This window comes from Rhizobium sp. YAF28, from assembly GCF_052113285.1.
Taxonomy (GTDB): Bacteria; Pseudomonadota; Alphaproteobacteria; order Rhizobiales; family Rhizobiaceae; genus Rhizobium.
Window position 1 is genome coordinate 20,375 of record NZ_JBFRCX010000011.1, and the last position, 25,967, is coordinate 46,341.

Genomic DNA, 25,967 nt, shown 5'->3' on the forward strand with positions numbered 1-25,967 from the left:
GTGCAACCGGACTATTCGTCGTGGGAGAGAATGATATCGAGGAAAGCGTCGCCGTAACGCTCGAGCTTCGATTGGCCGACGCCCGAAATGCCGAGAAGCTCCTTGCGGCTGCGCGGCCGCTCGGTGGCAAAGGCGATCAGCGTCGTATCCGGGAAGACAACATAGGGCGGCACGCCGAGTGACTTGGCAATCGACATGCGCTCGGCCCTCAGCGCTTCGAAGAGCGTGCCATCCGCCCCTGAAAGCCCGGTCCTGCGCTCCGCTCGCTCAGTCTTCTTCGCTCTGCGCTCGGAAGGCGCGCGATCCTTGCGGAAGAAGACCTCACGCTCACGCTTGAAGACGGCGCGCGCCTCCGGCTCGAGCTTCAGGGCTCCGAACGCCTCATGGTCGACGCGGATCAGCCCCATCGCCATCAGCTGGCGATAGACCGATTGCCAGGTGCGAACGGCAATATCCTTGCCTGCGCCGAAAACAGGCATATCGACATGGCGAAAGCGTTCGGTCTTTTCATTGCTATTGCCGACAAGCACATCGATCACATGCCCGGCGCCGAAACGCTCGCCGGTGCGGTAGATCGCAGCCAGCGCCTTGATCGCCGCCTCGGTCCCGTCCCATGTCTCGACCGGCTTCAGGCAGGTATCGCAACCGCCGCATTTGCCACCATGCGCCTCGCCGAAATGCGCCAGGATCGCTTGGCGCCGGCAGGAAGCCGTCTCGCAGATCGCCAGCAGCGCATTCAGCTTGCCGCGCTCGATGCGCTTGATCTCGTCGGCCGCATTGCCCTCGTCGATCATCCGCCGGCGCTGGATCACGTCGGCCATGCCATAGGCCATCCACACCTCGGACGGCAGGCCGTCACGTCCGGCGCGGCCCGTCTCCTGATAATAGGCCTCCACCGAGCCCGGCAGATCGAGATGGGCGACATAACGCACGTTCGGCTTGTCGATGCCCATGCCGAAGGCAACTGTCGCGACAAGGCAAAGCTCTTCTTCCTTCAGGAACGCATCCTGGTTGGCGTCGCGCAGCGCTCGGTCCATGCCGGCATGATAGGCGAGCGCCCGTATGCCCTGGGTGTTCAGCCAGTCGGCGGTTTCCTCCACCTTGGCCCGCGACAGGCAATAGACGATGCCGCTATTGCCTTTGTGGCCGGAAAGGAAACGCAGGAGCTGCTGGCGCGGCTGGTCGCGCTCAACGATCTCATAGGAAATATTCGGCCGGTCGAAGCTGGTGGTGAAGACTTCGGCATTGTCGAGCATCAGCCGCTCGATAATATCCTCCTGCGTATGCGGATCGGCCGTCGCCGTCAGCGCGATGCGGGGCACACCGGGATACTGTTCCGCAAGCTTGCCGAGTTCGCGATATTCCGGCCGGAAATCGTGGCCCCATTGCGAGACACAATGCGCTTCATCGATAGCAAAGAGCGCGATCTTCGTATTGCCGATCAGCTCGCGGAACCCATCCATCAGGATGCGCTCGGGCGTCACATAGAGCAGATCGAGATTATCAGAGGAAATGCCGCGACGGATCGCGCCATACTCCTCGCGCGAAATCGAGGAATTCAGTGCCGCGGCACGGATCCCGAGTTGCTTCATCGCCTCCACCTGATCACGCATCAGCGCAATCAGCGGCGAGACGACGATACCAAGACCCGGGCGGCAAAGAGCCGGAATCTGGAAGCAGAGCGATTTGCCCGCACCTGTCGGGAAGAGCACGACGGCATCGCCACCGGCAACCACATGCTCTACGACTTCCTGCTGCCGCCCGCGAAAGGCGGGATAGCCGTAGACACGCTTCAGCACATCGAGCGGCTTGGCCGCGCCTGAAAACAGCGCATCGGATGCGGAAAACAGCGGCTCGTGGCTTTCAGTCTGCGACATCAGTGGCTCGCAGCGCCCTTGACGCGCCCGGAGAGCACACCGAAGCCATCGATAATGGCTTCCTGGTTTTCGAGCCGCAACGCCTCGAAATGCACTTCCTGCGAAGCGCGCATCAGCCGGTCGATCTCGGCATCGTCGCCCGCCTCGGTCGCCTGGGCGATATCACGCTCCAGCTCGATCTTCTGCCAGCGCAGATCCTTGGCGCGCTTGTGGAAGGCGAGCGCCTGGCGATAACCCTCACGGGCATCTTCCATCGCTGCCTGCTCGGTAGCCGTCCAGAGCCGGGCATTACGCACCTGCTGGTCAAGGTTTTTCAGGAGCGAACCGAAGCCGGCGACATCAAGGCATTCCAACAGGTAATCACGCGTCAGATGTGGCCCGGCGACAACGGCAGCTGCTCCCAGCATCGCCGACCAGAGCTTCTGCAGATCGCGATTGTCATAATCGATGGCAGCGATCTCATCATAATCGTCCAGCATCAGCGCGGGATGGTTGACGACGGTCAGCGCCAGCACACACTCCCGGAGCGCCGCATTTTCCTGATGGCCACGCACGAGCCCCGAACGGGTCAGGCGATCCGATGCGAATGCCTGCGTTCGAGGTCCTCCGGCCTTCCCGCCCCGCTCCTTCTGCCCACGGAAATTGCCCCCGCCGAAATTGCTGCCTCCTGAAAAATTGCTGCCGCCACCGAAGTTGCGCCGGTCGCCGCCGCGGTTCTGGAACTGCGGCTGGAAGAAGCTGTTCAGCCGGTCGCGCATGTCCTGCTGGTAATGGCGCCGCACATTCTCGTCACCAATGACGGCAACGAGCTGTTTCAGCCGTGCTTCCAGCTCGGCGCGCGCCTCAGGCGTATCGAAGGTCCCGTTTCTCGCCTCGCGGTCCCACAGCATTTCCGACAGCGGCTTTGCCTGCGCCATGACCTTGTCGAAAGGCGCCCTGCCGTCCTGACGCACGAGATCATCGGGGTCCTTGCCGTCAGGCAGCAGCGCAAAACGCACGCTCCGCCCCGGCTTAAGATGCGGCAGCGCCAGATCGGCGGCGCGGTTGGCGGCGCGAATGCCGGCGCCGTCGCCATCGAAGCAGAGCACCGGCTGCGACGTCATCTTCCAGAGCAGATCGAGCTGGTTTTCGGTCAGCGCCGTACCGAGCGGTGCCACGGCATTCTCGATACCGGCCTGATGCAGCGCAATGACATCCATATAGCCTTCGACGGCAATGATGGTGCCTTCGCCATTTGCGCCCTGCATCGCGCGACGCGCCCGGGCGAAATTGTAGAGCACGTTGCCCTTGTGGAAGAGTTCGGTCTCGTTGGAATTGAGATATTTCGCCGGCGCATCCGGTGACATGGCGCGTCCGCCGAAAGCAATGACCTTCTCGCGCGACGACAGGATCGGGAACATGATGCGGTCGCGGAACCGGTCGTAGGAAACAGGCACATTCTCGTGCACCACAAGCCCGCAGGCCTCGATCTGCTCCTTGCTGACACCCTTGCCGGCCAAGAATTCCTTAAGCGCATTGCGGCTGTCGGGTGCAAAACCGAGCCGGAAGGTCTCGATGGTGCGCCCCGTCAACCCGCGGTCGCGCAGATAGGCGCGTGCCCTCGCACCATTCGCCGTCTGCAGCTGGTCCTGAAAGAACTGGGTCGCCATTTCCATGACGTCGAGAAGCGAGGTACGCTCCTTCTCGCGTCTTTCCATCTGCGGATCGGCGACCGGCATCGGCACGCCGGCCATGTCGGCGATCGTCTGCACCGCCTCGGGAAAGCTCAGGCCTTCGAGCTCGGTCAGGAAGCGGAAATGATCTCCGGTCACGCCGCAGCCGAAGCAATGGTAACGGCCCTTGCGATCCTCGCAATGGAAGCTCGGCGACTTCTCGCCATGGAAAGGGCAGCAGGCCCAATAGTCGCCGCGCGACACGTTGGTCTTGCGCTTGTCCCAGCCCACGCGCCGCGCAATCACGTTCGAAATGGGAACGCGGTCGCGGATATCGTCCAGGAAGGTGGGGGAAAAGCGCATCTCTACCTCTTGCAGAACATCCATATAAGCAGCTTTACCGCGCCGCGCCACGAAACTTCTGCCGTAAATCCCGCTTTTCACAGGGCGCAGGACATTGTCACAAACGTCGGCCAATGCCACTCAACAACGTGTTATCGGCCCCTGACTGGGGGTGCGACATTTTTGACATTTTCCAAGTTCCGAGAGAATGGCGCCGTCCATATCGCGGAAAGCCGGTTCGGAGAAAGAATATGAAAAAACAATCAGTTAAAAGAGATCGGAGTGGGTTGCCCAGGCTTTTTCGGAGTGCGCGGCCGAACTCCATATTCACATCCCGAAAGGCCGAATCCGGGATTATTATATTTTTGTAATTTGAATAAGCCGGGGGCTGGCCATAAGTTCGAACTCAACAAAGCGATCCCCAAGCGAGGCACCATCCCTACCCCCGGCGCCGCCTCGCAAGGGTGCCTTTGCAAATACCCGCCGGCTTGGGTTTCGACCCTGCGTCGCTGACGGAAGCAAAGAGCAAGAAGGCAGGAGCGCCCCCAGCTCCTGCCTTCTTAATTTTTGGGCTATACGCCGCCGCTTTTATTGAGCTTTACCTTACCAATTAACCCCTAAAATACAAAAGCATTGACACTTCCAATAGGCGTGGCAAATGAATGCGCGAAACTCCTGGACAGCGCTATGGCCTACACCGCAGAAAATCTTGCAGCCGACGATAGTTTTCTTGCTGCAATTCTTCATTGTGCCAATGAAATGCTCGCGATTTATCGCGACAGCCCGCGTATTGCATCGATATTCGCCGCACAGCAGCGCTGGCTGATGGCGCATACTGGTTTTGCTCTCTATTACGGCTATCCTGGTGAAGAGAGGCGCGGCCTCTATTCCGGCCGCTTCATCGATTTCGTCATCCAGAACAAGATCGCCAGCCGCAACACGGCAGCTGCCTTCGTGCAGGAAATGCTGGTCTACCGGTTTCTGCGTCCCATTCCGGGCGATGACAAACGTACGCGCTTCCTTGAGCCGACGGAAACGGCGGAGCATCATTTTACCAAATGGCTGGTCGCCCATCTGATGATTCTGGATAGCCTCGATGGCGGCCGCCGCGCGAAAAATCTGATGGCCGATCCAACATTGATCGCCCGCCTGCAGCCGATAATCGCCAAGAAGATCATCGAAACCCAAGCAGTGCGCGATCCGGGCGCTACCTTCAATCTCTTTAATTGGGCCAATTCCGGCGGCCTCGTGATGGACTATCTGATTTCGCGCCTGCCGGGCTTTCCGCGTTCTGCCGATCGCGTCATCGTCGGCCCGTTGTCGCTGCGCGAGATTCGCGATCAGTTCATGATTTCCAATACCCACCTGAAACGCCTGCTCGCGCAGGCCGCCGATATGGGAAGCGTGGGATGGACCGAACCGCCGAGAAAGGGCGATTTCTGGCTCTCCCGCGGTTTCGTGCTCGAATATTGGAACTATCAGGCGGCGAAATTCGCCATCATCGATTCAGCCGCCGAAGCCGCGCTTGGGCCTGCGGTCGAAGAACAACCGCAGGCAAGGCGCCTTATTTCAGCAGCTCTTTGACGGTGCCCGAAGCCTTGGCAAAGTCCATCTGTCCGGCATAGCGCTCTTTCAGGGCAGCCATGATCTTGCCCATGTCCTTCGGGCCTTCTGCGCCAACTTCCTTGATGATGGCGGCGATATTGGCACGCACCTCATCGTCGGAAAGCTGCTTCGGCATGAAGTCCTGGATAACGACAATTTCCGCGCGCTCCTTGGCTGCAAGCTCGGGGCGGGCGTTCTCTTCGTAGATCTTCGCCGACTCATCGCGCTGCTTCACCATCTTGGCGAGGATCTGCAGCACTTCGTCGTCTCCCGCCTCTTCCTTGCCGACGCCGCGATTGGCGATGTCGCGATCCTTGATCGCGGCCTGGATGAGGCGGATGGTGCCGAGACGCTCCATCTGCTTCGCCTTCATGGCTTCCTTGAGCTGGGTGGCGAGTTGATCGCGCAGCATGTCATTACTCCTTCTGAAGCACCGGACCGAAAAGTGTGAAGGGGCTTTTCAGATAAGCCGATGCTTGAACAAAAACTTGAAGCGGCGAATCCGTTTCCCGGCCCACCGCTCTGGAATGGCGCTTTCATAAACCACGCTGATGTGTGGGATCAAATAAATTGCGAGAATCCCGGCAATATCGGCAGGAAAAGTGCCGCAATCTGCAGTACAAAGATTGACCTAGGCAGAGAGCGTGGCTATCTACCGCCACCTGCACCAAAATTCGTGATCAGGCGTCAAACGCGGCAAAAGCCGCGCGCCTGCACCTGCGAGATCAAATGGCCGGCTCGCGTTTTCAGAACGCCAAGCCCGCCGGAAACGGGATGAAGATGACCGCGACAGCACCCTGGACAACCGAAAAGCCGACCGCCCTGCTCGTTCTTGCCGACGGCACCGTCATCGAAGGCAAGGGTATTGGCGCAACCGGCAGCGTTCAGGCGGAAGCCGTCTTCAACACGGCGCTCACCGGCTACGAGGAAATCCTCACCGACCCCTCCTACCTCGGTCAGATCGTCACCTTCACCTTCCCGCATATCGGCAATATCGGCACCAACGAAGAGGATATCGAAGACCTGACGCCTGCAGCACGCCACGGCGCGGTCGGCGTGATCTTCAAGGCCGATATCACCGCGCCCTCGAACTACCGTGCTGCCAAGCATCTCGACGCCTGGCTGAAGGCCCGCGGCATCATCGGCCTCTGCGGCATCGACACCCGCGCGCTAACGGCCTGGATCCGCGAGAACGGCTCGCCCAACGCCGTCATCGCTCACGATCCTTCGGGAAATTTCGACATCGAAGCGCTGAAGGCGGAAGCCAAGGCGTGGAGCGGCCTCGAAGGCCTCGACCTCGCCAAGATCGCCTCCTCCGGCCAGTCCTCGCAGTGGTCGCAGACACCTTGGGTTTGGAACGAAGGATACGGTGAACTCGCCGCCGCCGACAGCAAGTACCATGTCGTCTGCTTGGATTACGGTGTGAAGCGCAACATCCTGCGCCTCTTCGCCGGTCTCGATTGCAAGGTCACGGTCATGCCGGCAACGGCGAGTGCCCAGGATGTGCTCGCCCTTCAGCCGGATGGCATCTTCCTGTCGAACGGCCCGGGCGACCCGGCCGCTACAGGTGAATATGCCGTGCCAGTCATCAAGGAACTGATCAGCACCGATATCCCGGTCTTCGGCATCTGCCTCGGCCACCAGATGCTGGGCCTGGCACTCGGCGCCAAGACCGAGAAGATGCACCAGGGCCATCACGGTGCAAACCACCCGGTCAAGGATCACACGACCGGCAAGGTTGAGATCGTCTCCATGAACCACGGCTTCGCGGTCGACACGAAGTCGCTGCCCGAAGGCGTTGAAGAGACTCACGTATCGCTGTTCGACGGCACGAATTGCGGCCTGCGCGTTCTCGGCAAGTCGGTCTTTTCCGTCCAGCACCACCCGGAAGCCTCTCCCGGCCCGCAGGACAGCCACTACCTCTTCCGCCGCTTTGTTAACATGGTGCGCGAGAAGAAGGGCGAAGCGGCACTCGCCGAACGCTGATACCGGATCAAGGCTCGCTCAGGCGGGCCTTTTTTCTTGCCGGCATATTGACCTCAACTTAACTTGAGGAATTACAGAACTGCCTGCAACACATCAGATGCAGGAGAAGATCGGATGAGCGGAGCTTTCTACAGGATAGACAAATTCGTCGTACCAGCTGCGGCGCGCGAGGAATTTCTCGTCAATGTGATGATGACCCATAAGGTGCTGGAGGCACAGGGCGGCTTCATCAATCATACGGTGCTGGAACAGGTTGCCGGCCCCGGCGAATTCAATTTCGTCACGGTTGCCGAATGGGAAAGCGCCGATGTCGTCGAACGCGTGCGGGCGGTCGTTGCTGCAGCCCACAAGGCCGCCAATTTCGACCCGCAGGAAATGTTTGCGCGCCTCGGCATCCGCGCAGATATCGCCAGCTACAAGCCCGTGGCCGCCTGATACTAGAGCGCCGTGCGTCCATTCGGACGCACAAAGGACGTTCTAACTCTTTGAATCTACGCATTAGGCTTCCGAAAATCGATTCCGATCTTCGGGCCGATGCTGTAGGACGGCCGGCTCAGGCGCCGGCCGCAGCCCCTTCCCGGCGAACGAGAATATAGAAGCGCGTGCAGAGCATGGCGGCCGCGGCCGCAAGCCCGACAAGAAAGCCTAGCCAGATGCCGAGACCGCCGAGACCGAGCGGGAAGGCAAAGGCCCAGGCGAGGAAAAAGCCGATCGGCCAATAGGCAATCAACGCCAGGATCATCGGCACGCGCGCATCCTTCAGCCCACGCAGCAAGCCGCTGGCAATCGCCTGCACGCCATCGACGAACTGGAAGAGACCGGCGATGACGATCAGCGGACCGGCATAGGCCAGCACCTCGGGCGCTTCCGGCAGGCTGACATCGAGAAACAGGCGCGCCAGAAGCTGCGGCACGGTCGCAAAGATGACACTGCCGATGATCGCAGCGATGCTGGCGATGATCAGCACCGTGATCGCCGCGCGTACCAGCCCGGTATGATCGCCCTGCCCGTGCGCGACACCGACCCGCACCGTTGCCGCCTGGCCGAGACCGAGCGGGATCATGAAAGCCATCGATGCCCACTGCAGAGCGATGCCATGCGCAGCAAGCTCGATCGTACCGATATGGCCCATCAGCAGCGAGGCTGCCGTGAAGAGGCTCACTTCGGCGAGGATGGTGATGCTGATCGGCAGGCCCAAGCGTATGACTTCGAAAAAGGCATGCCAGTCCGGCTTCCAGAAGCGCACGAAAATCTCATAGCGCCGCGTCTCCTCCCTGCCCTGTACATAGGAGAGGATGAAGAGGAAACCGGCCGCCTGCACCGCAACGGACACGATGGCGGCCCCTTCCAGCCCCATGACCGGCAGACCGAAATGGCCGAGCACGAGGATGTAGGCGCCGATCGCATTCAGCACCAGCATGGCGATGGTGACCTGGAGAATGACGCCAGCCTTGCCGATGGCGCTGACAAGCCCGCGCATGACATTATAGAGCAGACCCGGCAGCACACCGAACTGACCGATGATGATATAACCGTGGGCAAGCTTCGCCACTTCAGGCTTCTGCCCGAAATAACGCAGTATTGCCTCGGAATTGTAGAAGGCCGGCTGCATCAGCAACCAGTAGCAGATGACGACCCAGATACCCATGCGCAGCGACCGGCGCACGCTCACGACATCGCCGCGGCCATAGGCCTGGGCCACCATCGGGATAACGGCAATCGCAAAGCCAGAACCGAAAATCAGGATCGTGAACAGGAACTGCGCGGAAAGCACCATGGCGGCCAAGTGCTCTGCTCCGAGCTGACCGACGATCATCACATCGGTCATGCCGATGCCGAATTGCGCGAGCTGAGCGCCGATCAGCGGCACGCCGAGCATCAGCGTGGCGCGAAAATGCGCAGACCAGCGGTTGTCGTTTGCAGGCGCAACGGCGCGCACGTCGATCGGCGTGTCCATGACACTATTCCTGAGATTGAATCGTTAAGGGCCGCAGTGCGGCAAAATATCATGTCGGCTTAGAGCAAAGCGACGCAAAGAACCACCCCAAAACAGGCAGATGCTGAAAAATTCATCACGGCTTCACTGTTTTTGATGGATCACTCCGCTGCGTTGAAGGCTTGTGCCGGTGTTTTCGATGTCGTCACCCGCGTCAGGAATACAACCGCAGCAAGGAGGATGAAGAAAGCGGCCAGCAGATAGGGCGCGCCGGCAAAGGTGATAGGTGCATCCGGCTTGGTGAAATAGCCGAACATCTGGGTGAAGATCAGCGGGCCGATGATCGTCGTGATGCTGCCGATGCTGGTAAGCGCGCCCTGCAACTCACCCTGTGCGGATGGCGGCACCTTGCCGGCGGCAATGCTGCGCAGCGGCGGATCGGCAACATTCTCCATAACCGTCAGTACGATCACGGTATAGACGACCCAGCCCTCCCAGGCGAAAGCATAACCTGTGAGGGCGGCCATCGAGAAACACAGGCCGAGCAGCGCCGTCTTCCATTCACCGAGTACAGGCACGACACGCGGCAGAACGAGTCCCATGACCACAGCGGCGCCGATCCCGTAGAGGCCGAGAGACAGGCCGATCTGCCCTTCGCTCCAACCATAGCGGAAGGTCGAGACGAAGGGCCAGACCGAGGGATAGACGGCATGGGCGAGGAAAAATAGGAACATCACGAGGCAAACCCAGCCGATGCCGGGATAGTGCCGCATCTGCCGCAAAGCGCCGAGCGGGTTTGCGCGCTTCCATTCGAAGGTACGGCGGTTCTTCGCTTCGAGCGTTTCCGGCAGCAGGAAACAGGCGGCAACAAAATTGATGAAGGAAAGCGCGGCGGCACCATAGAACGGCACGCGCGGCCCGAACTCGCCAAGGAAGCCGCCGATCACGGGGCCGACGGTGAAACCGACACCGAAGGCGATACCGATTAGGCCGAAATTCTTGGCGCGGTTCTCTTCATTGCTGATGTCGGCAATGTAAGCCGAGCAGGTGGCGAAACTGCCGCCACTGATGCCCGCGAGCACCCTGCCGACGAAGAGCATCCAATAACTGGTGGCGATGGCGCAGATGAAATTGTCGAACGCGAAGGTCAGCACCGAGAGCAGCAGGATCGGACGGCGCCCGAAACGATCGCTCAAGTTTCCGAGCAGCGGCGCAAACAGAAACTGCATCAGCGAGTAGATCAGCATCAGCCAGCCGCCGTCCACGGCTGCATCGCTGACCGTGCCGCCCGTCAATTGCTCCAGATAAACAGGCAGTACCGGCATGATGATCGCAATGCCGATAACGTCCAGAAAGAGAATGATGAAGACCAGGAAAAGGCCGCGGCGAACGAATTTCGGATCAAGCATAAGACATCTCTACAGCTGATATTTTCTGGAAAGACGATCTCGTCGCCGGATATATGACATAGCCGATTGGAATGACCGAAACAATACGTGAACATTTCAATGTTTTTGATGGAGAGACCGCCGAAACAGATGGTTCACGCGTTCTTTCGCTGCTCCATCCGTACAAAATCGACAAAAGCCCGCAATGGCGCGGGCATGTGGTGGCGGCTCGGATAATAGAGAAAGGGGCCGGAAAATTCGCTGTCCCATTCCTCAAGGATCGGCACTAGCCTGCCCTCAGCAATGCCTGACGCAAGCAGTTCTTCAAAGGTACGGATGACGCCGAGACCGGCAAGGGCGGCCTCGATCTCCATCTCCACAGCATTGGCGATGATGGGACCGGATGGCGTAATCACGAGCACTTCGTCACCCCGTTCGAATTCCCAGGCAAGCGAAGCGCCGCTGATGAAGCGATGGCGGATGCAGCTATGCTCCAGCAGATCCCGCGGATGTTGTGGCACGCCCCACTTTTCCAGATAGGCGGGAGCAGCCGCCGTCACATAGCGCTGCCGGCGCGGACCGATCGGCACGGCAATCATGTCGCGCTCCAGCCGCTCGTCATAACGAATGCCGGCATCGAAGCCGGCGGCCAGCACATCGATGAATGTATCTTCGGCAATGATCTCCAGCGTGATCTGCGGGTAGAGCGCCAGAAACCGCACGGCGAGATCGGCCATGAAGAGCTTTACGACGATACCAGGCACGTTGAGCCTGAGCGTGCCCGCCGGACTGTCACGAAAACTGTCGAGCTGACCGAGCGCGGCCGCCACTTCCGCAAGCGCCGGCGAAAGCCTCTCGAGCAATCGCTGGCCCGCCGCCGTCAGCGTGACGGAGCGCGTCGTACGATTGAGAAGCCTGACACCGAGCCGCTCTTCGAGGCGCCGCAGGGAGTCGCTCAGCGACGACGCAGAAACCTCGCGCTTGCGGGCTGCGGAGCGGAAGCTGCGCTCTCTTGCAATTGCGGCAAAGGCATCCAGATCACTGAGGGGAAGGTCGTCCATTGTGCATTTTCCCGTACGGCCCGTTCGAGACTATCCGGATTATCGCACAAATTCGGCTGCGGTAAAACAGCATCCGAAGACGCCGTCGGGCGCCGCTGAAGGAGAAGAAAATGCAGACCTATCGTTTGGGAAAAACCGGTCCAGAAGTCTCGGCTATCGGCCTTGGCTGCATGGGCATGTCGGGCATGTACGGCCCATCTGATCGCGCTGAAAGCATTGCGACCATCCACGCAGCGCTCGATGCCGGCATCAACCTGCTCGACACAGGCGACTTCTATGGCACGGGCCATAATGAAATGCTGATCGGTGAGGCGCTCAAGGGCCGCAAGCGCGAAGACGCCATCATCAGCGTCAAGTTCGGGGCGTTGCGTGATCCCTCCAATGGCTGGAACGGCTACGACGCGCGCCCGATCGCCGTGAAGAACTTCCTTGCCTATACGCTGCAGCGCCTAGGCGTCGATTATATCGACATCTACCGCCCTGCCCGCCTCGATCCGAATGTGCCGATCGAGGACACGGTCGGCGCGATATCAGATCTCATCAAGGCTGGTTACGTCCGCCATGTCGGGCTGTCCGAAGTCGGCGCCGATACGATCCGCCGGGCCGCTGCCGTCGTACCGATTGCCGACCTGCAGATCGAATATTCGCTGATCTCCCGCGGCATCGAAGGTGAGATCCTGCCCGCGACCCGTGAGCTCGGCATCTCCATCACAGCCTATGGCGTGCTGTCGCGCGGCCTCATCAGCGGCCACTGGCAGAAAGGCCAGCAGGGCGCAGGCGATTTCCGGGCCGTCAGTCCGCGCTTCCAGGAAGGCAATATCGATGAAAACCTTGCTTTGGTGGAAGAACTCCGGAAGATCGCCACCCTCAAGGGCGCCTCGGTCGCACAAGTCGCGATCGCCTGGGTAGCGGCACAGGGCAAGGATATCGTACCGCTGGTCGGCGCCCGCCGCCGCGACCGGCTGACGGAAGCGCTCGGCTCCCGCGCAGTGGAACTCACCGCAGACGATCTCTCCGCCATTGAACGCGCCGTGCCGAAGGGGGCCGCCAAGGGCGCCCGTTATCCTGAAGCTCAGCTCAAGCACATGGACAGCGAAAAGTAAGCTGCCCGGCTGACCGGCACCCTGCCTTCGGGCAGGGTGCCGAATATCCTGATCAGATCGGGTTGGAGAAAGTATCGCAGGCCGAAAGCTGTCCGCTATCGAAGCCACGCTTGAACCAGCGCATGCGCTGCGCCGACGTGCCGTGGTTGAAACTCTCAGGCACGACATAGCCCTGCGAACGCTTCTGCAGCGTATCGTCGCCGATCTGCTGCGCAGCGTTCAACGCCTCCTCCAGATCGCCGGCGTCGAGAATGCCTTTCTGCTGCGTATACTTGCCCCAGATGCCCGCAAAGCAATCTGCCTGCAGTTCGACGCGGACCGACATCTTGTTGGCATCGGCCTCGCTCATGCTCTGGCGCGCCTGATTGAACTTCGGCAGGATGCCGAGCAGGTTCTGCACGTGATGGCCGACCTCATGGGCGACCACATAGGCCTCGGCGAAATCGCCGGATGCGCCGAACTGGTCGGAAAGCTGTTGGAAAAAGGCCGTGTCGAGATAAACTTTGTGATCACCGGGGCAGTAAAACGGACCGGTGGCAGCCGAGGCAAATCCACAGGCCGACTGGGTCTGGCCGGAGAAGAGCACGAGACGTGGCTCCTCATAATCCTTGCCCTGCGACTGGAAGATGCCATGCCAGGTATCTTCGGTTTCGGCGAGAACCGTGCGCACGAAGGCGGTCATCTCGTCATTGGCAGGCGCCTGTGGCGAAGACTCGCTCTGCGAATAGCCGGAATCGCCCGTCGAACCGCCGCCGCCATCCATCACCTGCATCAGGTCGATACCCATCGCCTTGAAGATCAGGTAGATGACCACGAGAAAGATGATCGTGCCAATGCTGAGCCCGCCACCACGACGGCCAACGCCGCCGCCTGATGGAAAGCTGAAGCCGCCGCCACGGCCGAAGGGATTGCGTCCCATGCCACCGGATGGATCGCCACGGCGATCCTCGATATTGTCGGACTGACGCCGGCCTTTCCATTCCATGATCGATCTCCCCGGCGATGCGCCTCATGCATGCTCACAGGAGTCAGTTATATATCCGCCGCGAGGACGAATTCCAGCCGCTTCCTCACGCGACCCGGCTGCGGCGCGGACGAAACCCGATGGCCGCGCCGATCGCAGCGGTGACCAGCCCAAGCAGCGCCAGGGCCAGCCAGCTATTGCCGGAGAATGTGACCGCATGCATCAGCCGGCCCGGCAGCAGTGTCGCAAGGCCGGCAACGACGATGCCGCCAAAATACATGCCCGATACGATCCGCCGATGTGTACGGATATCATGTCGCCGCGCGGCAAGAACCGCCCGCCAGCTTCCGGCCAGCACGAGGACGGAAAGAAGATGGATTGGGCTGAAGCCATAGACGAGATTGATCTGGTGGATGAAGAAGCTCGACAGAGCCGTCACCACCATCAGCACCATCCAGATTTTGCCGAGCAGACGATGCCGCGGCGTGCCCTTCGGCCACGCGAGCAGATAGGCGCCGAGGATAGCCGCCGGCACCACGGCGGCAACGTGGACCTGAATGGCAACAGGGGCATTAAGCAGAGGTTCCAGGGTCATGAGCGGCTCCGGTTGAATTCGTCCCCCGTTTCCGGCATGACTGCATTCCTCTCAACAAACATGGCGTAGACGGCGGGAAAACTTCGTGGATCACCCATCCTTGCAATCCACGCTTCGCGAATTGCAGGTCTTCTGGCGCGCGCCGCGCTTCTGGGGAACCTTCCTCGCCATCGTCCTGATCTTCGCGATCACCGGCCCCTATGGGACGATGGAAAGCATGGCGGCCGGCGAGCGCTTCGCCTACTGGCTGGTCCTGCACGCCGTCGCCTGGTCCATCGCCGTCCTATTTTCGGTTCTTGCCGATGCGCTGCTGCGCAAGGTGCTGGACCGCATGTTCTGGCGCATGATGATCGGCTCACTGGTCGCAGCCCTGCCGATCGGCTTTGCAATCGGCCTCGTCGACTATGCCTTCACTGGCAATCCGGCCGCGCTTGGCAGCAGCTTCGCAAGGGCGCTCTTCGCGCTGCCGCTCTGCGCCCTCTTCTGCTTTTTGACCTACCTCGCCATGCATCGGCAGATCGAGCAGGCAACGGCGCAAACACCTCCGGCAGCCTCCGTACTCGACCGGCTGAAGCCACAGAACCGCGGCGCCCTGCTGCGCCTTTCCGTGCAGGACCATTATACCGAGGTCATCACCAGCCGCGGCCGCGAGCTGGTGCTCCTGCGCTTTTCCGATGCGCTGCGCGAGATCGGAGAAACGCCAGGGCTTCAGGTGCACAGGTCGCATTGGGTGGCCGATGCCCATGTCGAATCCCTGAAACGCGATAACGGCAAGATCCTGATCCTCACCCGTGACGGCACGCAGATCCCGGTCAGCCGGAGTTTTGCCGAGGAAGCCCGCAAACGCTTCGGCTGAAGAAATGCCGGCAAATGCTTGACGCGACTCCTGCTTTCCCGCTTCCTGATGATAAGGAGACCTGGAGGAGAATGCCGATGAAAGCCGTGCGCCTGGAAGCGACCGGAAAGCTGTTTCTGCGCAAGGTCGAAAAGCCCGTTCCCGGACCGGGTGATCTGCTGGTGTGCGTGGAAGCTTGCGGCATCTGCGGCACCGACCGGCATCTTTTCTTGGGTGAATTCCCCTCCCATCCACCAGTGACCCTCGGCCACGAATTCGCCGGCATCATCGAAGCGGTCGGCCCCGAGGTCACCGGCTTCCACCCCGGCATGCGGGTCACGGGCGATCCCAATATCGCCTGCGGGCGCTGCGAGGAATGCCACAACAGCCGCGTCAATCTCTGCCGGAACCTGCAGGCGATCGGGATCCATAAAGACGGCGGTTTTGCCGATTATGTCATCCTTCCGCAGAAACAGGCCTTCGCCCTGCCGCTTGGCCTCGATCCCCTGCACGGCGCCTTTTGCGAGCCACTCGCCTGCTGCCTGCACGGCGTCGATCTCGCCAACATCAAGACAGGCGCTTCCGTGATCGTGCTTGGAGGCGGTGTGATCGGCCTGCTCACCGTCCAGCTTGCCCGGCTCGCCGGTGCGACACGCATTCTTCTGGTTACCCGTAACGCCGAGAAACGCGCGCTCGCCGAAAGGCTTGGCGCGACGGTGACCTTCGATCCGTCACAGGCGGATGCCGTCAGCGGCATTACCGGAGAAGGTGGATTGCTGCCCGGCGGCGGCGATGTCGTCTTTGAATGTGCTGGTGTGCCGGAAACGATGATGCAGGCTTCCAAGCTTGCAAGACGCGGCGGCACGGCCATCATCCTCGGAGTCATGCCGCAAGGCGCAAAGATTGAGATCGAGCCCTTCGACCTGCTGTTTCGCGAAGTGAACCTCGTCAGCTCTTTCCTCAACCCTTTCACGCACGGGCGCGCCGCCGATCTCATCGCCTTAGGCGCAATCAAGGTGGAGCCGCTGATTTCGCGTCGGATCACACTCGAACAGGCGCCTGAAGCGATCGCCAATCCGGCGCTTGGCGGCGAGATTCGCACGCTCGTCGTGCCCGGCGGGCAATAGGCTTCCAAAGGCCGGTCCGAATTCCTGTCGATTCCATGATTTATGGGGTTCCGTTTGCAAAAACATTTGCCTATAAGCCGCTTCTAGCCTGAAAAGACCCTCAATGCGCGACCCGACCCGGTGACCTCCCACCCTGGCCGGCTTTTTGCGCAGCTAGAAATGGATATCGCCCATGCCGAAGCGCCAAGACATCAAATCGATCCTCATCATCGGTGCGGGACCAATCGTCATTGGCCAGGCTTGCGAATTCGACTATTCCGGCACCCAGGCCTGCAAGGCGCTGAAGGAGGAAGGCTACCGCGTCATCCTCGTCAACTCCAACCCGGCAACGATCATGACCGATCCGGGCCTCGCCGACGCAACCTATGTCGAGCCGATCACCCCTGAAGTCGTCGCCAAGATCATCGCCAAGGAGCGCCCCGACGCGCTGCTGCCGACCATGGGCGGCCAGACGGCACTGAATACCGCTCTCTCGCTGAAGCGCATGGGCGTGCTCGATCGCTACAATGTCGAGATGATCGGCGCAAAACCTGCCGCCATCGACATGGCTGAGGACCGCGCGCTGTTCCGCGAGGCGATGGCCCGCATCGGCCTTGAAACGCCGCGCTCGATGCTGGCAAACGCCACCGACATCAAGGACGCCGACCGCAAGACGCATGAGGCTGAGCGCACCAAGCTGCGCGAAAGCCTTTCCGGCTCCGATCTCGACAAGGCGCTTGACGAGCTGGAAAACCAGTGGAACCTCGGCGAGAGCGACCGCAAGCAGCGCTACATGAGCCATGCCATGGCGATCGCCGCCCAGGCGATCGACCATGTCGGCCTGCCCGCCATCATCCGCCCGTCCTTCACGCTCGGCGGCACCGGCGGCGGCATTGCCTATAACCGCTCGGAATTCTTCGAAATCGTCGGCAGCGGCCTCGATGCCTCGCCGACCACCGAAGTGTTGGTCGAAGAATCCGTCCTCGGCTGGAAAGAGTATGAGATGGAGGTCGTCCGCGACAAGGCGGACAACTGCATCATCATCTGCTCCATCGAAAACATCGATCCGATGGGCGTCCATACCGGCGACTCGATCACCGTCGCTCCGGCGCTGACGCTGACGGACAAGGAATACCAGATCATGCGCAACGCCTCGATCGCGGTGCTGCGCGAGATCGGCGTCGAAACCGGCGGCTCGAACGTGCAGTTCGCCGTCAACCCGAAGGACGGCCGCCTCGTCGTCATCGAAATGAACCCGCGCGTGTCGCGCTCCTCGGCGCTGGCCTCCAAGGCCACCGGCTTCCCGATCGCCAAGATCGCCGCCAAGCTCGCGATCGGCTATACGCTCGACGAACTCGAAAACGACATCACCGGCGGCGCGACGCCGGCGTCGTTCGAACCGTCGATCGACTATGTCGTCACCAAGATCCCGCGTTTCGCCTTCGAAAAATTCCCGGGCGCATCCCCGGTTCTCACCACGGCCATGAAGTCGGTCGGTGAAGTCATGGCGATCGGCCGTACCTTCGCGGAATCGCTGCAGAAAGCACTGCGTGGCCTCGAAACCGGTCTGACCGGCCTCGACGAAATCGAGATCCCGGATTCCGAAGAAGGCGAATCCAGCCACAACGCCATCCGCGCCGCGATCGGTACGCCGACGCCGGACCGCCTGCGTATGGTCGCCCAGGCGCTGCGCATGGGCCTCAGCATCGAAGAGGTTCATGAAGGCTGCAAGATCGACCCGTGGTTCATCGCCCAGCTCAAGAACATCGTCGAGATGGAAGCCCGCATCCGCGAGCACGGCCTGCCTGATGATGCAACCAACCTGCGCATGCTGAAGGCCATGGGCTTCTCCGACGCCCGCCTCGCCACCCTGACCGGCAAGCGCCCGAAGGAAGTGGCCGAGCTGCGCAACGCGCTCAACGTCCGCCCAGTCTTTAAGCGCATCGACACCTGTGCCGCGGAATTCGCCTCGCCGACCGCCTACATGTACTCGACCTATGAAACGCCTTTCGTCGGCGCTGCGCGCTCCGAGGCGCTGGTCTCCGACCGCAAGAAGGTGGTCATCCTCGGTGGCGGCCCGAACCGTATCGGCCAGGGCATCGAATTCGACTATTGCTGCTGCCATGCCGCTTTCGCGCTGAAGGATGCCGGCTACGAAGCAATCATGATCAACTGCAACCCGGAAACGGTTTCCACCGACTACGACACCTCCGATCGCCTCTATTTCGAGCCGCTGACGGCCGAAGACGTGATCGAAATTCTGCGCGCAGAGCAGGAAAAGGGTGAAGTCGTCGGCGTCATCGTCCAGTTCGGCGGCCAGACCCCGCTGAAGCTCGCAGAAGCGCTCGAAAAGAACGGCATCCCGATCCTCGGCACCGCGCCCGACATGATCGACCTTGCCGAAGACCGCGACCGTTTCCAGAAGCTTCTGATGAAGCTCGATCTCAATCAGCCGAACAATGGCATTGCCTACTCGGTCGAGCAGGCCCGCCTCGTCGCCGCCGAAATCGGCTTCCCGCTGGTCGTGCGCCCGTCCTACGTGCTTGGCGGCCGCGCCATGCAGATCCTGCATTCCGAAGGCCAGCTGCAGACGTACCTGCTCGACACGGTTCCGGAACTGGTACCCGAGGATATCAAGCAACGCTACCCGAACGACAAGACCGGCCAGATCAACACCCTGCTCGGCAAGAACCCGCTGCTGTTCGACAGCTATCTCAGCCACGCCATAGAGGTGGACGTCGACTGCCTGTCCGACGGCACAGACGTCTATGTCGCCGGCATCATGGAACACATCGAGGAAGCCGGCATCCATTCCGGCGATAGCGCCTGCTCGCTGCCACCGCGCACGCTTTCGCGCGAGATGCTCGACGAGCTGGAGCGCCAGGCGAAAGCCATGGCAAAGGCCCTCAATGTCGGCGGCTTGATGAACGTCCAGTTCGCCATCAAGGACGGCACGGTCTACGTGCTCGAAGTCAATCCGCGCGCTTCGCGCACGGTGCCTTTCGTCGCCAAGACCATCGGCGCGCCGATCGCCAAGATCGCCGCCCGCGTCATGGCCGGCGAGAAGCTGGATGCGACCTTTGCGGCTTACGGCGAGAAGCCCGATCCGCGTGCCCTGAAGCACATCGCCGTCAAGGAAGCAGTCTTCCCCTTCGCCCGTTTCCCGGGCGTCGATACGCTGCTCGGACCGGAAATGCGCTCGACCGGCGAAGTCATCGGCCTCGATACCGATTTCGCGCTGGCCTTCGCCAAGTCACAGCTCGGCGCCGGCGTCGAATTGCCGCGTGAAGGCACGGTCTTCGTTTCCGTGCGCGACGAAGACAAGCCGCGCGTTCTGCCGGCGATCCGCATCCTCGTCGAACAGGGCTTTAAGGTTCTCGCGACCGGCGGCACCGCCCGCTTCCTCGCCGAAAACGGCATCACCGCCGCGAAGATCAACAAGGTTCTCGAGGGACGTCCGCATATCGAAGACGCCATCCGCAACCGCCAGGTCCAACTCGTCATCAACACGACCGACGGCAACAAGGCGATCTCGGATTCGAAGTCGCTGCGCCGCGCCACGCTGATGCAGAAGGTGCCCTATTACACCACGATGGCCGGCGCCGAAGCTGCCGCCCAAGCCATCAAGGCGCTCAAGGCCGGCAATCTCGAAGTCCGCCCGCTGCAGAGCTACTTCTGATCCCGGGAGAGGCATCGCCTCTTCGCGCTCGCCTCCTAGGCTCGTCAAAACTGCGACCCAAAATTGCAGACATGGATACTTGGTGTTAGCCTGCTCCCCGGCCGTATCGGGGAAGCAGCATGTCGAAGAATATCGTCATCCTGTTCGACGGCACGTCGAACGAGATAACTGCAGATCGCACCAATATTTTACGTCTGTTCGGAACGCTGAAGCGCTCCGACGAACAGATCGTCTATTACGACCCCGGCGTCGGCACGCTGGGTGCGGCAGACGCCTGGTCGCCCTTCTACCGCAAGTCTATCGAGGTCTGGGGCCTTACCACTGGTTGGGGTCTCGATGAAAACGTCAAAGGCGCCTACCGCTTCCTCGTCGAAAATTACGATGCCGGCACGCCCGACGATCACGGCGGCCATCCCGACAGGGATCGCATCTATATTTTCGGCTTCAGCCGCGGCGCCTATACGGCCCGCGTTCTCGCAGGTTTCATCCATGCTTTTGGGCTGTGTAGCAGATATCACCTGAACCTGCTCGATTACGCTTACAGAACCTATAAGGGCATTCCCGAACAGGAGCAGCGCGCCGATGGCGGGGATCCCTCATCGGCCTTCAAGAGCATGCGGCTCTACGAGCGCATGCTGCGCAACGACCGCCCGCCGATCAAGCTGCTCGGTCTCTTTGATACGGTTGCCTCTGTCATCGAAAAGGGCAAAGGGCGCATTCAGTTCAAGACCCACCCCTTCACCCGCAAGAATCCGAGCGTCGAATATGTGCGCCATGCCATGGCGATCGACGAACGCAGAACCATGTTTCAACCGGAATTGTGGGCGCCGGATCAGGATTACCGCGGCAATCCCTTCAAGCCCGCGATCGCAAAACAGGACTTTAAGGAGGTCTGGTTTGCAGGCGTCCACGGCGATATCGGCGGCGGTTACCCGGAGGCCGAGAGCGCACAGATCAAGATACCGCTCGACTGGATGATCCGCGAAACGGGGCCCTCAGGCTTGCTCTACGTTTCGCGCACGATCAACAATATCGTCCTTGGCAAAAGCGACAAATACTATGTCGAGCTCAATGCGGCAGCGCCGCTGCACAACTCAATGAGCGTAGGGTGGAAGCTGCTCGAATATATCCCGCGGCGCGTGCCGGAAAACTCCTGGCGCAGGCGCGGCGACAGAAGGGGCATTTATCTGCCCCGCGAAGACAGGCGTTTCATCCCCGACGGCGCAAACCTGCATGAATCCGTGAGGGTGCGCATGGTGACCGGATATAATCCGCCGAACCTGCCGAAAGATCCGGTCTTCGTCCCCTGACGCATTGAATCGAATTCTACGCTCAGGCAGCCAGGCCCTTGATCAGATTCATATCTTGCCGGAAGCGGGTCAGCTCTTGTGCCCTCCTCCCCTCGTCCGGAATTCGCAGCAGATAGGAGGGATGCACCGTGACAAAGAGCAATCGCCCCTCCTCCATCGCGATCGGGCGTCCGCGCAGATCCTCCAGCTTCTGCTTCTCGCCGGTCAGCGAATAGAGCGCCGTCGCGCCCATCGCCACGATCAATTTCGGCTTTACGAGATCGAGTTCCAGCTTCAGCCACCAGCGGCAATGCTGCACCTCGCCGAGATTGGGCTTCTGGTGGATACGCCGCTTGCCGCGCGGCTCGTATTTGAAATGCTTGACGGCATTGGTGACATAGAGCCTCGACCGATCGATGCCGGCCTGCGCGATCGCTTCGTCGAAAACCTTACCCGCCGGCCCGACAAAGGGTCGACCTGCGAGATCCTCCTGATCGCCTGGTTGCTCGCCGACGAACATGATCTCGGCATCATCTGGCCCTTCGCCGAAGACGGTCTGCGTCGCCTTCGCATGCAGCGGGCATTGGCTGCAGACGGCGGCCTCCTCGCGCAATGCCTCCAGCGTTCCCGCAGGGGCCATCTGCGGGGCCGGCATGCGGGCTGCCGCCTCCTGGATCTTATTGTGATAGGGAAGCGGCATGGTCGCCTCGCGCTCGGCCATGGCGAGCACTTTTGCTTCGGCCTCGGCGATCAGGCCAGGGATGAGATCGGCTTCCGGCAGGTTCTTCCAGTATTTCTTCGGCATCTCTGCCTGCATGGCCTTCACCTTCAGCCGCGCCGGATTGAAGATGCTGGCATAATAGATGCGCCAGAGATCATCGGTCGCGTCACTGATGTCAGGTTTCTCGCAGGCCACATTGCTTGTCGTCAGCCGCTCGCCGTCCCAGGCGGCCGAACCCTTCGGCGTCGCGATCAGCCAGTCCATGTCGGTGAAGCGGCGTTGGAAGAAGGGCGCCTTGCGCGCGACGATATAATGATCCGGCTCGAACCAGGCTATGAATTTTCGCCGCCCGCCGGCAGGTGCCGCCACCTCCTTGAAGCGCACGAAGGCCGTCATCTTGTGGGCGTCGCGATGCACGCTCTTCTGCATCAGCAGAGCACGCGAAACCTCTTCATCGGACGCCAGATCCAGCAGGTTCCGGTTTTCCTGCAATCGCCAGAGCAGGCTATAGAGCAGCGAAAAACGCCTGGCATCGCTATGGCAGATCACGGCCTCGGCTAACGCCATGAAAGCCGGCGAAACGCTCATCGGCTTGGCGTCGGCAGGAGGAGCAGGCGGCAAGGCGTCACGCTGGAAGGCAAAGCCCGGTTCGCTGCTCTTTTCATGCCAGTCGATCTCTTCTGGCAGAATCCCAGCTGCGGCGAAGGCGCGAGCGGCCTTGCGCCATTCCTCGAAATTGCCCCTACCCTCCAGAACCACCCGGCGCATCATAGCAGCGACAACTGTTCGGGTTTTGGCTCGAACATCGCGCGCAAGTCCGGCCGGTCGACAAGACGATGCGGCGTCCAGCCCTCGACAGTGATGAAGGCCTGCACCTTGCGGATCGACACGCCGAGCCGCGGCAAGTCTTCAAGCCGCAGACGGCGTTGCCGCCGCTCAGTCAGGATCGCCTTTACCGTCTTGGTGCCGAGGCCCGGCACACGCAGCAGCTTCTCGCGATCGGCGCGGTTGACATCGACGGGGAAGTCCTCGCGATGGCCGAGTGCCCAGGCGAGCTTGGGATCGAGATTGAGATCCAGCATGCCGCCCTGCTGTGTCGAGGTGATTTCGTCGATGCCGAAACCATAGAAACGATAGAGCCAGTCCGCCTGATAGAGCCGGTGCTCGCGCATCAGCGGCGGCTTGATGAGCGGCAGGTTCTTCGAACTGTCGGGGATCGGGCTGAAGGCGGAATAATAGACTCGTTTGAGACCATAGCTGCTATAGAGCTGGCCGCTGGTCGACAGGATCGTCGCATCATTGGCGCCGTCGGCGCCGACAATCATCTGTGTACTCTGGCCGGCCGGTACGAAGCGCTTGCGCCTCTTGGTCTGCAGCGTCGGCTCTTCCGCAGCCTCGATCTTCAGCCTGAGATCGCCCATCGACCGGCGGATACTGGCCGGCTTCTTCTCCGGCGCAAAACGGTTGATGCCGCTATCGGTTGGCAGTTCGATATTGAGCGACAGGCGATCGGCATAGAGCCCCGCCTCCTCGATCAGATGCGCGGAGGCCTCCGGAATGGATTTCAGATGGATGTAGCCGCGAAATTGATGCGTGACCCGCAACTCCCGCACGATGCGCACCATTTCCTCCATCGTGTGGTCGGACGAGCGGATGATGCCGGAGGAGAGAAACAATCCCTCGATATAGTTGCGCCGGTAGAATTCCAGTGTCAGCCAGACCACTTCTTCCGGTGTGAAGCGGGCGCGCTCGACATTGCTGGACGAGCGGTTGATGCAATAGGCACAATCATAGATGCAGAAATTGGTGAGCAGGATCTTCAGAAGCGAGATGCATCGCCCATCCGGCGCATAGGCATGGCAAATGCCCGAGCCTTCGGTGGAGCCGAGCCCTCCAGAGGCAGCCGAATCCCGTTTGACTGTGCCGCTGGAGGCGCAGGAAGCATCATATTTGGCGGCATCGGAGAGGATCGCCAACCGTTCTTTAAGCGATTTCTTCATCCTGATGTTCACTAAATGTTCACGGTGGCAAAATCAAGACGAAGAAATGAGCCTCCACCCAACTTCCCTTCAAAAGCAGGCACTTCTGCGGGAAGCGGAAAGCTTCGGTAAGAATTTTATGGAAATCGCGCGTGCCGATCTGCTATAAGCAACGAACTAAGATTGTAGCACGGTTCCGAAGTTCCCTTCGGGACCTGTTTTCTTTTGTGTCTGCGAGAACTGCAGACGCGGGGAGAGAAGGACGAAAAAATGGTTGATAAGGTACCGATGACACAGGGTGGTTTCGTCAAGCTGCAGGAAGAACTGCGCTGGCGCCAGCAGGAGGAGCGCCCGCGAATCATCGAGGCAATCGCGGAAGCGCGCGCCCATGGCGACCTTTCCGAAAATGCCGAGTACCATGCCGCCAAGGAAGCGCAGAGCCACAATGAGGGCCGCGTCGCCGAGCTCGAAGACCTGACGGCGCGCGCCGAAGTCATCGATCTCTCCAAGATGTCGGGCGACAAGATCAAGTTCGGCGCCAAGGTGAAGCTCGTCGACGAGGACACCGAAGAGGAAAAGACCTACCAGATCGTCGGCGATCAGGAAGCCGATGTGAAGCAGGGCCGTATCTCGATCTCCTCCCCGATCGCCCGCGCACTGATCGGCAAGGAAGTCGGCGATTCCATCGAAGTCAACGCGCCGGGTGGTTCGAAGGCCTACGAAATCCTCTCCGTCTCCTGGGGCTGATCGCCCGCGCCTCCCTCTTCAAGAGCAGCCAGTGCCGGATATCAGTGACGTCGAGATCATCGCGCCCAACCTGAAACGCCGGCTCTCCGGCGTCACGTCGACGATCGTCCAGCTCATCCCCTGCCAGATCCGGCTAGGGATCAGGATCGCAGCCCTCGGCCCCGGCCTTCCGCCGGAACTTCCGCGCCTGAAATGGCCGCAGCTTGCTGGCCTCCGGCGTCCGCCCGCGGGACGGCGTCACCGGGTCTGGCACGCACGCCGCAACAATGAGATGGCGGCGGGCATCCTCATGCGTCACGTGCTGCGCATGCCGCTGAAGCTCGTCTTCACCTCGGCCGCCCAACGCCGACATAGCTCCTACACCCGCTGGCTGATCCGCCAGATGGATGCTGTCATCGCCACCAGCAGCCGTTCCGGCTCGTTCCTCAAGGTACCATACACGGTCATCCAGCACGGCGTCGATCTCACGCTCTTCCATCCCCCCGAAGGGTCTGTCGACACGATCGCTGCCACAGGCCTGCCCGGCCGCTACCTCATTGGCTGCTTCGGTCGCGTCCGCCATCAGAAAGGCACCGATCTTTTCGTCCAGGCGATGATCGCGCTGCTGCCGCAGTATCCGGACTGGACGGCCGTGATTTCCGGTCGCGTCACCCCGGAGCACATTGCATTCGCCGACAAGCTGAAGGCCGATATCGCCGCAGCCGGCCTGACCGACCGCATCGTCTTCATTGGCGAAGTGCCAGATATCAAGGTCTGGTATCGCCGCCTGACGCTCTATGTCGCGCCCTCCCGCAATGAAGGCTTCGGCCTGACACCGCTGGAGGCCATGGCTTCGAAAACAGCGGTCGTGGCCTCTGACGCCGGCGCCTACGCTGAAATGATCGTGCCCGGCGAGAACGGCATCATCGTGCCGCCAGGTGACGGCGAGGCACTGGCGGCGGCGATCGCCACCTATCTTGCTGATCCCACCCTCGCCATTGCGCAGGGCGAAACGGCGCTGGCGCACGTGCGAGAAAATTTCGCGCTGGAAAAGGAAGCGACGGCGATCAATCGGATTTACCAGCAACTTCTCGGCGCGTAAGCCGTTCGTCAGACCATGGCA

The 25,967-nt window shown here is 60.9% G+C and carries 20 protein-coding genes; 10 read left to right on the forward strand and 10 right to left on the reverse strand.

Annotation, left to right across the window (positions count from 1 at the left end):
• Positions 1-11: 11 nt before the first annotated feature.
• Together recQ and dnaG are read right to left on the reverse strand one after the other, a co-directional pair.
• Positions 12-1,877 (reverse strand): DNA helicase RecQ, encoded by a 1,866-nt coding sequence (recQ, locus tag AB4Z13_RS23890; protein ID WP_442206951.1) that lies wholly within the window; start codon positions 1,875-1,877, stop codon positions 12-14.
• Entirely contained in the window at positions 1,877-3,892 is a 2,016-nt protein-coding gene (gene dnaG / locus AB4Z13_RS23895; RefSeq protein ID WP_113324530.1) for a DNA primase, read from the reverse strand. The genes recQ and dnaG overlap by 1 nt, the downstream gene beginning before the upstream one ends.
• 666 nt (positions 3,893-4,558) lie before the next feature.
• Here dnaG and AB4Z13_RS23900 point away from each other — a divergent pair.
• Positions 4,559-5,455 (forward strand): hypothetical protein, encoded by an 897-nt coding sequence (locus tag AB4Z13_RS23900; RefSeq protein WP_442206952.1) that lies wholly within the window; start codon positions 4,559-4,561, stop codon positions 5,453-5,455.
• Here AB4Z13_RS23900 and AB4Z13_RS23905 read toward each other — a convergent pair.
• The gene (locus AB4Z13_RS23905; RefSeq protein WP_113185705.1) at positions 5,436-5,888 is read right to left on the reverse strand and encodes a GatB/YqeY domain-containing protein; all 453 of its coding nucleotides are present in this window, start codon (positions 5,886-5,888) and stop codon (positions 5,436-5,438) included. The genes AB4Z13_RS23900 and AB4Z13_RS23905 overlap by 20 nt on opposite strands.
• 368 nt (positions 5,889-6,256) lie before the next feature.
• Between AB4Z13_RS23905 and carA the strand changes: the two genes are divergently transcribed.
• Together carA and AB4Z13_RS23915 are read left to right on the forward strand one after the other, a co-directional pair.
• A complete protein-coding gene (carA, locus tag AB4Z13_RS23910) occupies positions 6,257-7,462 on the forward strand; it encodes a glutamine-hydrolyzing carbamoyl-phosphate synthase small subunit (RefSeq protein ID WP_442206953.1) in 1,206 nt (401 codons plus the stop codon).
• A 114-nt stretch (positions 7,463-7,576) separates the two neighbouring features.
• Positions 7,577-7,897 carry an antibiotic biosynthesis monooxygenase gene (locus AB4Z13_RS23915; RefSeq protein WP_442206954.1) on the forward strand — a complete coding sequence of 107 codons (321 nt, stop codon included), beginning with the start codon at positions 7,577-7,579 and terminating at the stop codon, positions 7,895-7,897.
• Positions 7,898-8,015: 118 nt separating this feature from the next.
• Here the strand turns inward: AB4Z13_RS23915 and AB4Z13_RS23920 are convergent, their stop codons facing one another.
• From AB4Z13_RS23920 to AB4Z13_RS23930, 3 genes are all read right to left on the reverse strand, one after another.
• The gene (locus AB4Z13_RS23920) at positions 8,016-9,419 is read right to left on the reverse strand and encodes an MATE family efflux transporter (protein WP_442206955.1); all 1,404 of its coding nucleotides are present in this window, start codon (positions 9,417-9,419) and stop codon (positions 8,016-8,018) included.
• A 140-nt stretch (positions 9,420-9,559) separates the two neighbouring features.
• Complete coding sequence (locus tag AB4Z13_RS23925) at positions 9,560-10,807, reverse strand: TCR/Tet family MFS transporter (RefSeq protein WP_113325104.1); 1,248 nt, start codon at positions 10,805-10,807, stop codon at positions 9,560-9,562.
• A gap of 134 nt (positions 10,808-10,941) precedes the next feature.
• A complete protein-coding gene (locus AB4Z13_RS23930) occupies positions 10,942-11,847 on the reverse strand; it encodes a LysR family transcriptional regulator (RefSeq protein WP_442206956.1) in 906 nt (301 codons plus the stop codon).
• Between the two features lie 110 nt (positions 11,848-11,957).
• On the opposite strand from AB4Z13_RS23930, the gene AB4Z13_RS23935 reads away from it, so the two are divergent.
• Complete coding sequence (locus tag AB4Z13_RS23935; RefSeq protein WP_442206957.1) at positions 11,958-12,950, forward strand: aldo/keto reductase; 993 nt, start codon at positions 11,958-11,960, stop codon at positions 12,948-12,950.
• A gap of 52 nt (positions 12,951-13,002) precedes the next feature.
• Here AB4Z13_RS23935 and ypfJ read toward each other — a convergent pair whose 3' ends face one another.
• Entirely contained in the window at positions 13,003-13,935 is a 933-nt protein-coding gene (gene ypfJ / locus AB4Z13_RS23940; protein ID WP_442206958.1) for a KPN_02809 family neutral zinc metallopeptidase, read from the reverse strand.
• Positions 13,936-14,020: 85 nt separating this feature from the next.
• On the reverse strand, positions 14,021-14,509 hold the full coding sequence (locus tag AB4Z13_RS23945) for a DUF2306 domain-containing protein (protein ID WP_439016009.1): 489 nt from the start codon (positions 14,507-14,509) through the stop codon (positions 14,021-14,023).
• Positions 14,510-14,594: 85 nt separating this feature from the next.
• Here AB4Z13_RS23945 and AB4Z13_RS23950 point away from each other — a divergent pair, with 85 nt between their 5' ends.
• The 4 genes from AB4Z13_RS23950 (at position 14,595) to AB4Z13_RS23965 (ending at position 21,439) form a co-directional block, all read left to right on the forward strand.
• Entirely contained in the window at positions 14,595-15,365 is a 771-nt protein-coding gene (locus AB4Z13_RS23950) for a LytTR family DNA-binding domain-containing protein (RefSeq protein WP_442206959.1), read from the forward strand.
• A gap of 77 nt (positions 15,366-15,442) precedes the next feature.
• The gene (locus AB4Z13_RS23955; protein ID WP_442206960.1) at positions 15,443-16,471 is read left to right on the forward strand and encodes a zinc-dependent alcohol dehydrogenase family protein; all 1,029 of its coding nucleotides are present in this window, start codon (positions 15,443-15,445) and stop codon (positions 16,469-16,471) included.
• Positions 16,472-16,643: 172 nt separating this feature from the next.
• Positions 16,644-20,129: a carbamoyl-phosphate synthase large subunit gene (gene carB / locus AB4Z13_RS23960; protein WP_442206961.1), complete on the forward strand. Its 3,486-nt coding sequence runs from the start codon at positions 16,644-16,646 to the stop codon at positions 20,127-20,129.
• A gap of 119 nt (positions 20,130-20,248) precedes the next feature.
• On the forward strand, positions 20,249-21,439 hold the full coding sequence (locus AB4Z13_RS23965; protein WP_442206962.1) for a T6SS phospholipase effector Tle1-like catalytic domain-containing protein: 1,191 nt from the start codon (positions 20,249-20,251) through the stop codon (positions 21,437-21,439).
• 22 nt (positions 21,440-21,461) lie between these two features.
• On the opposite strand, the gene AB4Z13_RS23970 is transcribed toward AB4Z13_RS23965, so the two are convergent.
• Together AB4Z13_RS23970 and AB4Z13_RS23975 are read right to left on the reverse strand one after the other, a co-directional pair.
• Positions 21,462-22,907, reverse strand: coding sequence for a UdgX family uracil-DNA binding protein (locus AB4Z13_RS23970; protein WP_442207053.1), 1,446 nt, complete (start codon positions 22,905-22,907; stop codon positions 21,462-21,464).
• Positions 22,907-24,139: a putative DNA modification/repair radical SAM protein gene (locus tag AB4Z13_RS23975; protein ID WP_439016014.1), complete on the reverse strand. Its 1,233-nt coding sequence runs from the start codon at positions 24,137-24,139 to the stop codon at positions 22,907-22,909. Before AB4Z13_RS23975 ends, AB4Z13_RS23970 begins: the two co-directional genes overlap by 1 nt.
• 249 nt (positions 24,140-24,388) lie before the next feature.
• Here AB4Z13_RS23975 and greA point away from each other — a divergent pair, with 249 nt between their 5' ends.
• Together greA and AB4Z13_RS23985 are read left to right on the forward strand one after the other, a co-directional pair.
• Entirely contained in the window at positions 24,389-24,865 is a 477-nt protein-coding gene (gene greA / locus AB4Z13_RS23980) for a transcription elongation factor GreA (RefSeq protein ID WP_113325123.1), read from the forward strand.
• A 31-nt stretch (positions 24,866-24,896) separates the two neighbouring features.
• Positions 24,897-25,946 carry a glycosyltransferase family 4 protein gene (locus tag AB4Z13_RS23985; RefSeq protein ID WP_439016015.1) on the forward strand — a complete coding sequence of 350 codons (1,050 nt, stop codon included), beginning with the start codon at positions 24,897-24,899 and terminating at the stop codon, positions 25,944-25,946.
• The last annotated feature ends 21 nt before the right edge of the window (positions 25,947-25,967 follow it).

What these genes read in the sequence shown, in the direction of transcription:
- recQ (WP_442206951.1), bottom strand. Translation starts at nt 1,877, where the DNA reads ATGTCGCAGACTGAAAGCCACGAGCCGCTGTTTTCCGCATCCGATGCG.
- dnaG (WP_113324530.1), bottom strand. Translation starts at nt 3,892, where the DNA reads ATGCGCTTTTCCCCCACCTTCCTGGACGATATCCGCGACCGCGTTCCC.
- AB4Z13_RS23900 (WP_442206952.1), top strand. Translation starts at nt 4,559, where the DNA reads ATGGCCTACACCGCAGAAAATCTTGCAGCCGACGATAGTTTTCTTGCT.
- AB4Z13_RS23905 (WP_113185705.1), bottom strand. Translation starts at nt 5,888, where the DNA reads ATGCTGCGCGATCAACTCGCCACCCAGCTCAAGGAAGCCATGAAGGCG.
- carA (WP_442206953.1), top strand. Translation starts at nt 6,257, where the DNA reads ATGACCGCGACAGCACCCTGGACAACCGAAAAGCCGACCGCCCTGCTC.
- AB4Z13_RS23915 (WP_442206954.1), top strand. Translation starts at nt 7,577, where the DNA reads ATGAGCGGAGCTTTCTACAGGATAGACAAATTCGTCGTACCAGCTGCG.
- AB4Z13_RS23920 (WP_442206955.1), bottom strand. Translation starts at nt 9,419, where the DNA reads ATGGACACGCCGATCGACGTGCGCGCCGTTGCGCCTGCAAACGACAAC.
- AB4Z13_RS23925 (WP_113325104.1), bottom strand. Translation starts at nt 10,807, where the DNA reads ATGCTTGATCCGAAATTCGTTCGCCGCGGCCTTTTCCTGGTCTTCATC.
- AB4Z13_RS23930 (WP_442206956.1), bottom strand. Translation starts at nt 11,847, where the DNA reads ATGGACGACCTTCCCCTCAGTGATCTGGATGCCTTTGCCGCAATTGCA.
- AB4Z13_RS23935 (WP_442206957.1), top strand. Translation starts at nt 11,958, where the DNA reads ATGCAGACCTATCGTTTGGGAAAAACCGGTCCAGAAGTCTCGGCTATC.
- ypfJ (WP_442206958.1), bottom strand. Translation starts at nt 13,935, where the DNA reads ATGGAATGGAAAGGCCGGCGTCAGTCCGACAATATCGAGGATCGCCGT.
- AB4Z13_RS23945 (WP_439016009.1), bottom strand. Translation starts at nt 14,509, where the DNA reads ATGACCCTGGAACCTCTGCTTAATGCCCCTGTTGCCATTCAGGTCCAC.
- AB4Z13_RS23955 (WP_442206960.1), top strand. Translation starts at nt 15,443, where the DNA reads ATGAAAGCCGTGCGCCTGGAAGCGACCGGAAAGCTGTTTCTGCGCAAG.
- carB (WP_442206961.1), top strand. Translation starts at nt 16,644, where the DNA reads ATGCCGAAGCGCCAAGACATCAAATCGATCCTCATCATCGGTGCGGGA.
- AB4Z13_RS23965 (WP_442206962.1), top strand. Translation starts at nt 20,249, where the DNA reads ATGTCGAAGAATATCGTCATCCTGTTCGACGGCACGTCGAACGAGATA.
- AB4Z13_RS23970 (WP_442207053.1), bottom strand. Translation starts at nt 22,907, where the DNA reads ATGCGCCGGGTGGTTCTGGAGGGTAGGGGCAATTTCGAGGAATGGCGC.
- AB4Z13_RS23975 (WP_439016014.1), bottom strand. Translation starts at nt 24,139, where the DNA reads ATGAAGAAATCGCTTAAAGAACGGTTGGCGATCCTCTCCGATGCCGCC.
- greA (WP_113325123.1), top strand. Translation starts at nt 24,389, where the DNA reads ATGGTTGATAAGGTACCGATGACACAGGGTGGTTTCGTCAAGCTGCAG.